Origin of the sequence: Mangrovihabitans endophyticus (assembly GCF_014646155.1) — a bacterium.
Lineage (GTDB): Bacteria > Actinomycetota > Actinomycetes > Mycobacteriales > Micromonosporaceae > Actinoplanes > Actinoplanes endophyticus.
Genome location: NZ_BMMX01000106.1, coordinates 1 through 2,044, shown reverse-complemented (window position 1 = coordinate 2,044; position 2,044 = coordinate 1). Strand labels below are relative to the sequence as shown.

Sequence of the window (2,044 nt, the reverse complement as noted above, 5' to 3'; positions counted from 1 at the left end):
AACTCCTCCACCAACTCGCCCGCACCCGGCGCCTGCGGACCACGACGACCGGTCAACAACAGATCCCGCACACCGCACTCGGCCACCAGATGCCGGGCGACCACCGCGCCGATACCGCCGGTGCCGCCGGTGACCAGCACCGTGCCGTCCCCGAAGTCCGGCGGCTCCGCCCCGGCCTCGGCGACGTTCTCCAGGCGCGGCACCAGCACCGCCCCGTCGCGCACGGCGAATTCCGCCTCGTCCACCGCCGACAGCGCGGCGACATCCACCGCCGCGCCGGTGTCCAGGTCGGCCAGCACGATCCGGCCCGGGTTCTCCGCCTGCGCGGCCCGCACCAGACCCCACACCGCCGCCTGCGCCACGTCGGGCGATTCCGCGACGGCGTTGCGGGTGACCACGATCAGCCGTTCGGCGGTGTCCGCGGCCAGGTGATGCTGCACCGCGGCGAGCACCTCGTGCGTCAGCGCCCGCGTCACCGCCGGCACGTCGCCGTCCGGCGTCACGCACTCGTGCACCACCGACGGCAGCGCACCACCGGACACCGACGCCGGGGCCGGACGCCAGCGCACCTCGTACAGGGCGCCGCCGACCGGGGAGGCCGGGGCGGCGAGCTGGTCGGGGCTGACCGGGCGGCCCACCATGCCGCCGACCGACATGACCGGGTGGCCGGCGACGTCCGCCAGCTCCAGCGCCATGGCGTCGCCGCCGGTGCGCCGCACCCGCACCCGCAGCGCGGTCGCGCCGATCGCGTGCAGGGTGACGTGGTTCCAGGCGAACGGGATGGCGGTGGCGGCGTCCTCGCCGCCCAGCAGGCCGGGCAGCGTGGCGTGCATGGTGGCGTCGAGCAGCGCCGGGTGCAGGCCGAACCGGGCGGCGTCCGCGTGTGCCTGCTCGGGCAGCGCCACCTCGGCGTAGATGTCGTCGCCCGCCCGCCAGGCGGCCCGCAGGCCCTGGAAGACCGGGCCGTAGTGGTAGCCGCGCTCGGCCACGGCCGGGTAGGCGCCGGAGACGTCGACCGGCTGCGCGCCGGGCGGCGGCCATGCGGCCAGGTCGGCGCCGGCCGGGGCGGGCGTCGCGGTGAGGAAGCCGGAGGCGTGCCGCGCCCAGGTGCCGTCCTCGTGTCCGGTGTGGATGGTGACGGCGCGGCGACCGTCCTCGTCGGGGCCGACGGCGACCTGCAGGGCGAGCGCCCCGGAGGGCGCCAGCACCAGCGGAGCGCCGAGGGTCAGCTCCTCCAGGTGCGGCACGCCGCTGGCGGCGCCCGCGTGCAGGGCCAGGTCGACAAGCGCGGAACCGGGCGCCAGGGTGGCGCCGAGCACCGCGTGGTCGGCCAGCCACGGCTGCTCGTCCAGGGACAGTCGGCCGGTGAACAGCCGGCCGCCCGCGCCGGGCAGGTCGGTGGCGGTCCGCAGCAACGGGTGGTCGGCCGGGCCGACGCCGAGCGCGGCCGGGTCGGTGGCGCCGGTGGTGGCGTCGACCCAGAAGCGCTTGCGCTGGAACGGGTAGGTGGGCAGCTCGGTGCGGGCGCCGCGGACCACGGCGGTCCAGTCGACGTGCTGCCCGGCGGCCCACATCCGGCCGACCGAGCTCAGCAGGGTGGTGACTTCGTCCCGGCCCTTGCGCAGCGCGGCGGCCGCGGTCCGGTCGCCGGTCATGGCGGTGAGCACCGCGTCCGGGCCGACTTCCAGGAAGCGGGCGGCGCCGGTGGCGGCGAGGCCGTCGTGGAACCGTACCGCTTCGCGCACGTGCCGCACCCAGTAGCGCGGGTCGGTGAACAGGTCGGTCTCGGCGCGGCCGGTGACGTTGGAGACCAGCGGCAGCACCGGCGGGTTGAGGGTGAGTCCGCCGACCACGGCGGCGAAGTCGTCCAGCATCGGGTCCATCAGCGCGGAGTGGAACGCGTGGCTGACCTTGAGTGTCTTGGTGCGGCCGGGCACACGGCGGCGGATCTTCTCCACCGCCTTCTTCGGGCCGGACAGCACCACCGACTGCGGGCCGTTCACCGCGGCGACCGACACCTCCCCGCTCAGCAACGGCACCACGT

Annotated in this window: 1 protein-coding gene; it reads right to left on the bottom strand. The window is 76.4% G+C overall.

Annotated features, from left to right (window positions below; translation table 11 throughout):
- A partial coding sequence (locus IEY73_RS32535; protein ID WP_189083193.1) for a SpnB-like Rossmann fold domain-containing protein occupies positions 1-2,044 on the bottom strand: 2,044 nt, incomplete at both ends.